A 4,484-nucleotide genomic window follows, 5' to 3' on the forward strand; every position below is an offset into this window, starting at 1 on the left:
CCAAAGCCATCCAAGCGGCAGTTTTAAGAGGGGTATTAAGGGGGGTAAGCCAAAAGGCGACCCCTGAAAAACGGCTATATTCTGCGATTTTCTGAAAATAAATGGCGGACTCAAAATCCGCCTAACCTACGTCCCAGAGTGTTTCAGGGCGTACCAAAAACATGAGTTTTCCTACTTTGTCTTTCCCGGATACAGGCCATCACGCCCCCTGACTGACGTGGCGCTGTCCAAGGCTTTGCATCTTGCAGCCGGGACCGAGGACGTGACCGTGCATGGCCTGCGCTCCACGTTCCGGGACTGGGCAGCGGAGGCAACCGATTACCCGAATGAGGTTGTGGAGATGGCGCTTGCCCATGCGGTCGGCAACAAGGTTGAAGCCGCTTATCGAAGGGGAGACCTGTTTGAGAAGCGCCGCGCCCTGATGGATGAATGGGCTGCCTATTGCTGCGGGTCACACCGGAACCGCCCATGACGCGACAGGTCACACCCTCGATTGCCATTCGGGGTCTGTGTTTTTGGGTGTAACCAGTGTAACCGGTGTAACCAATCTGGAAAATGACAGAAAACAGCCACTCTCATGCGAGTGATTTGGTTACATCCGCTTGGGATAGATGTGTAACCGGTGTAACTGACAGCGGATTGGGATGCTGATAACTGTGCGGACCCTTTGGTTTATCTCTGCGGCCCAAACCGTACGCGAGTTACACAGGTGTGGCCGCTACAAATGAGACAGACCCTACGCGCGATGCGCGCGAGGATATTGGGAAAACCTGACGAAACCAGATATTCAGGCTGCGAGTACGCGCGCGCACGCGAGGGAGCATGAAAACCTGACCATAATCGCGGGCAGGACAGGTGAAGTAGGCCCACCGCAAGCGGTGAACCAACTTCACACAACCTTATTCGCACCTGCGGCGCTCAACGGGTGGGCGGTTGCCACCTTTCCCCCATTCCGTGACGTGTCACGTTTGGCCTCTGACCCTTCCAGTTCGCTCCCGCCCCTTGAGCAAGCAGACGGGCACAGCACAAAGCCGGTGCAGCACCAGAGCGAGCGCAGAGCGGGAGCGCCGTAGGCCGCCGGTAGGCGTCTGGTGGGGGGTGGTGATTGCCCGCACATTCCCCCGATGCGTGACATATAACCACGCAAAACCTGTCCCGAATTTGAGACCGTAAGAATGGGCATGGAGAGTGGGAGCAGTAGCGCCGCACCGCGAGCCCCGGAGCTGTGCGAGGACGTGCGCGGGGCGGCGAAAATGCGGTTTTCGCACCTTGTATTTATACTTAAGGGATAAATGCAGGTCGTAGTTTTGGGGTCTAGCCCTAGAGCGACTGCGGTTTTTTTAGGAATTGACCCGTAGAAGAAAACCCCTGTATCTTGGGAGCTGCGAGACAACCAAAATAACAGGGGTTTTTCCGTGCATTGCTGCACCTGCGAGGAAGATAGCACGTGTCGTAAACTACACCAAGACACTTTCCTTTCCGATTTATCGCCACGGGATAAGCCGTGGGACGTTCACCGGGCGCAGGCTCAGGACGTGCAGGCCATTTATGGCGAGGCGCGGGAGTTTGAGCGGCTGGCGGAGCGGATAGGCAAGTGTTCGGGGGTTCTGCGGTTCAGTGAAGCCCATGACCCAGAAACTGGTGAGTCCCGGTTAAAGCTGAAGGAAGCGCAGTTCTGCCGGGTGCGGCATTGTCCCGTCTGTCAGTGGAGACGTTCGCTCATGTGGCAGGCTCGGTTTTATCAGGCGTTACCGGCGCTCGTAGAGGCTCATAGAGTGGCGCGGTGGCTCTTTCTGACCCTTACGGTGCGGAATTGCCCCGTGGACGATCTACGGGCCACTCTTAAGGCTATGAACGAGAGCTGGCGGCGGTTGGTGCTTCGCCCAGAGTTCAAGCCCGTGCAAGGCTGGATACGGACAACCGAGGTAACGCGGGGCAAGGACGGTTCAGCACACCCACACTTTCATGCTCTGCTGATGGTGCCGCCTTCTTGGTTTACCCGCCATTACGTCAAACAGGCTCGTTGGGTTGAACTGTGGCAGTCCTGCGCTCGGTTGAACTATGCCCCTAGTGTTGACGTGCGGGCGGTGCATCCCCGCAAGGGAGAGGACGGCACACAGGCCATTCAGCAGGCGGCGGCGGAAACCCTGAAATATGCGGTGAAGCCTGCCGATATGACCACCGACCCGGAATGGTTCATGGAATTGACGCGACAGGTTCACAAGCTGCGGTTTGTGGCGACCGGCGGGGTGCTGAAAGACGTGCTCAAGGAATGGCAGGAGAGTGATGAAGCACTTGCCCTGGCTGATGGAGACGGGGAACAGGACGATGGGGGGCGTGTCGGGTTTAACTGGCGTCCTGCTGATCGGAAATATCGCCGTTACCGTCAGGCCGATGCGGAACCGTCAGCCCTCATTCATGACCCCAGACAGATCGACATTGAGGACGGGTGAAACGCACGCAAACACCAGTTTGCATAAGTACGCCCTTTACTTCGTTTTTTTACGCCAGAAAGTGACCGAGTTTATGCAGAGTTTTGCACTCTGATATGTCCGAGGTTTGTCCGAGGTTTGTCCGAGATTTGCACGAGCATGTAACCATCTTTGGCGTAAGAATATCATCATAATCGCGGGCAGGACAGGTGAAGTAGGCTCACCGCAAGCGGTGAACCAACTTCACACAACCTTATTCGCACCTGCGGCGCTCAACGGGTGGGCGGTTGCCACCTTTCCCCCATTCCGTGACGTGTCACGTTTGGCCTCTGACCCTTCCAGTTCGCTCCCGCCCCTTGAGCAAGCAGACGGGCACAGCACAAAGCCGGTGCAGCACCAGAGCGAGCGCAGAGCGGGAGCGCCGTAGGCCGCCGGTAGGCGTCTGGTGGGGGGTGGTGATTGCCCGCACATTCCCCCGATGCGTGACATATAACCACGCAAAACCTGTCCCGAATTTGAGACCGTAAGAATGGGCATGGAGAGTGGGAGCAGTAGCGCCGCACCGCGAGCCCCGGAGCTGTGCGAGGACGTGCGCGGGGCGGCGAAAATGCGGTTTTCGCACCTTGTATTTATACTTAAGGGATAATTCGCGGTCGTAGTTTTAGGCTCAAGCCCTAGAGTGACTGCGGTTTTTTTTGGATTTGACAGAACAAAGAAAAACCCTGCATCTTGTGGTTGTCGAGACACACAAAATAACAGGGGTTTTTCCGTGCATTGCTGCACTTGCGAGGATCATAACACACGTCGTTTACGACACCAAGACAGTTCCCTTTCCGATTTATCGCCACGGGATAAGCCGTGGGAAGTCCACCGGGCGCAGGCTCAGGACGTGCAGGCTATCTATGGCGAGGCGCGGGAGTTTGAGCGGCTGGCGGAGCGGATTGGCAAGTGTTCGGGGGTTCTGCGGTTCAGTGAAGCCCATGACCCCGAAACCGGCGAGGCCCGGTTAAAACTCAAGGAAGCGCAGTTCTGCCGGGTGCGTCATTGCCCGGTGTGCCAGTGGAGGCGTTCGCTCATGTGGCAGGCCCGTTTCTACCAAGCCCTTCCCGGCCTCATAGAAGCCCATACAGGGGTGCGGTGGCTCTTTCTGACCCTCACGGTGCGGAATTGCCCCGTGGACGATCTACGGGCCACCCTGAAGGCTCTTAATGCGTCATGGGGGCGGTTGGTGAAGCGGCCAGAGTTCAAGCCCGTGCAGGGCTGGATACGAACAACCGAGGTGACGCGGGGCAAGGACGGTTCAGCACACCCGCACTTTCATGCGCTGCTGATGGTGCCGAAGTCGTATTTTCAGGGGAAATACTACGTCAAACAGGCCCGCTGGGTGGAGGTGTGGCAGTCCTGCGCTCGGTTGAACTATGCCCCCAGTGTGGACGTGCGGGCGGTGCATCCACGCAAGGGAGAGGACGGCACACAGGCCATTCAGCAGGCGGCGGCGGAAACCCTGAAATATGCGGTGAAGCCTGCCGACATGACCACCGATCCGGAATGGTTCATGGAGTTGACCAGGCAAGTCCATAAGCTCCGGTTTGTAGCAACGGGCGGGGCGCTCAAGAATGTGCTCAAGGAAGGGCAGGAGAGCGACGAGGAACTTGCTCTGACCGATGGAGACGGGGAACAAGACGATGGGGGGCGTGTCGGGTTTAACTGGCGTCCTGCTGATCGGAAATATCGCCGTTACCGTCAGGCCGATGCGGAACCGTCAGCCCTCATTCATATTAAGTTGTCGACATGACGTTTCGTGGCTTCACATACAGGCTCAAGCCTACCGCCTTGCAGGAGGAATCCTTCCTGCAATTCGCTGGCGTGTGCCGTCTTGTGTGGAACCTTGCCCTTGAGCAGCGCCGCAATCACTGGCGGAACTATCAGGCTAGAACGGGTGACAACCTCAATTACGTGACGCAGGCGCGGGAGCTTACCATTCTGCGCCGCGAGGTGGACTTTGTCCGCGCCGTCAGCCAGACCAGTCAGCAATATGCGCTCAAGGCACTG

General features: G+C 57.6%; 3 protein-coding genes and 1 pseudogene. All 4 read left to right on the forward strand.

Features of this window, described 5'->3' with window-relative positions; genetic code table 11:
• Positions 1 to 175: 175 nt before the first annotated feature.
• Positions 176 to 472: pseudogene (locus CFR72_RS16975) on the forward strand (tyrosine-type recombinase/integrase); the annotation flags it as partial.
• Between the two features lie 1,063 nt (positions 473 to 1,535).
• Positions 1,536 to 2,453 (forward strand): protein rep, encoded by a 918-nt coding sequence (locus CFR72_RS16980; RefSeq protein WP_279629178.1) that lies wholly within the window; start codon positions 1,536 to 1,538, stop codon positions 2,451 to 2,453.
• Positions 2,454 to 3,321: 868 nt separating this feature from the next.
• Positions 3,322 to 4,227, forward strand: a complete 906-nt coding sequence (locus tag CFR72_RS16985; protein WP_244182363.1) for a protein rep — start codon at positions 3,322 to 3,324, stop codon at positions 4,225 to 4,227.
• The coding region (locus CFR72_RS16990) for a helix-turn-helix domain-containing protein (protein ID WP_167400439.1) at positions 4,224 to 4,484 on the forward strand (261 nt) is incomplete at its 3' end. The genes CFR72_RS16985 and CFR72_RS16990, both read left to right, overlap by 4 nt.

It is taken from the genome of Gluconacetobacter entanii (genome assembly GCF_003206495.1).
Lineage (GTDB): Bacteria > Pseudomonadota > Alphaproteobacteria > Acetobacterales > Acetobacteraceae > Novacetimonas > Novacetimonas entanii.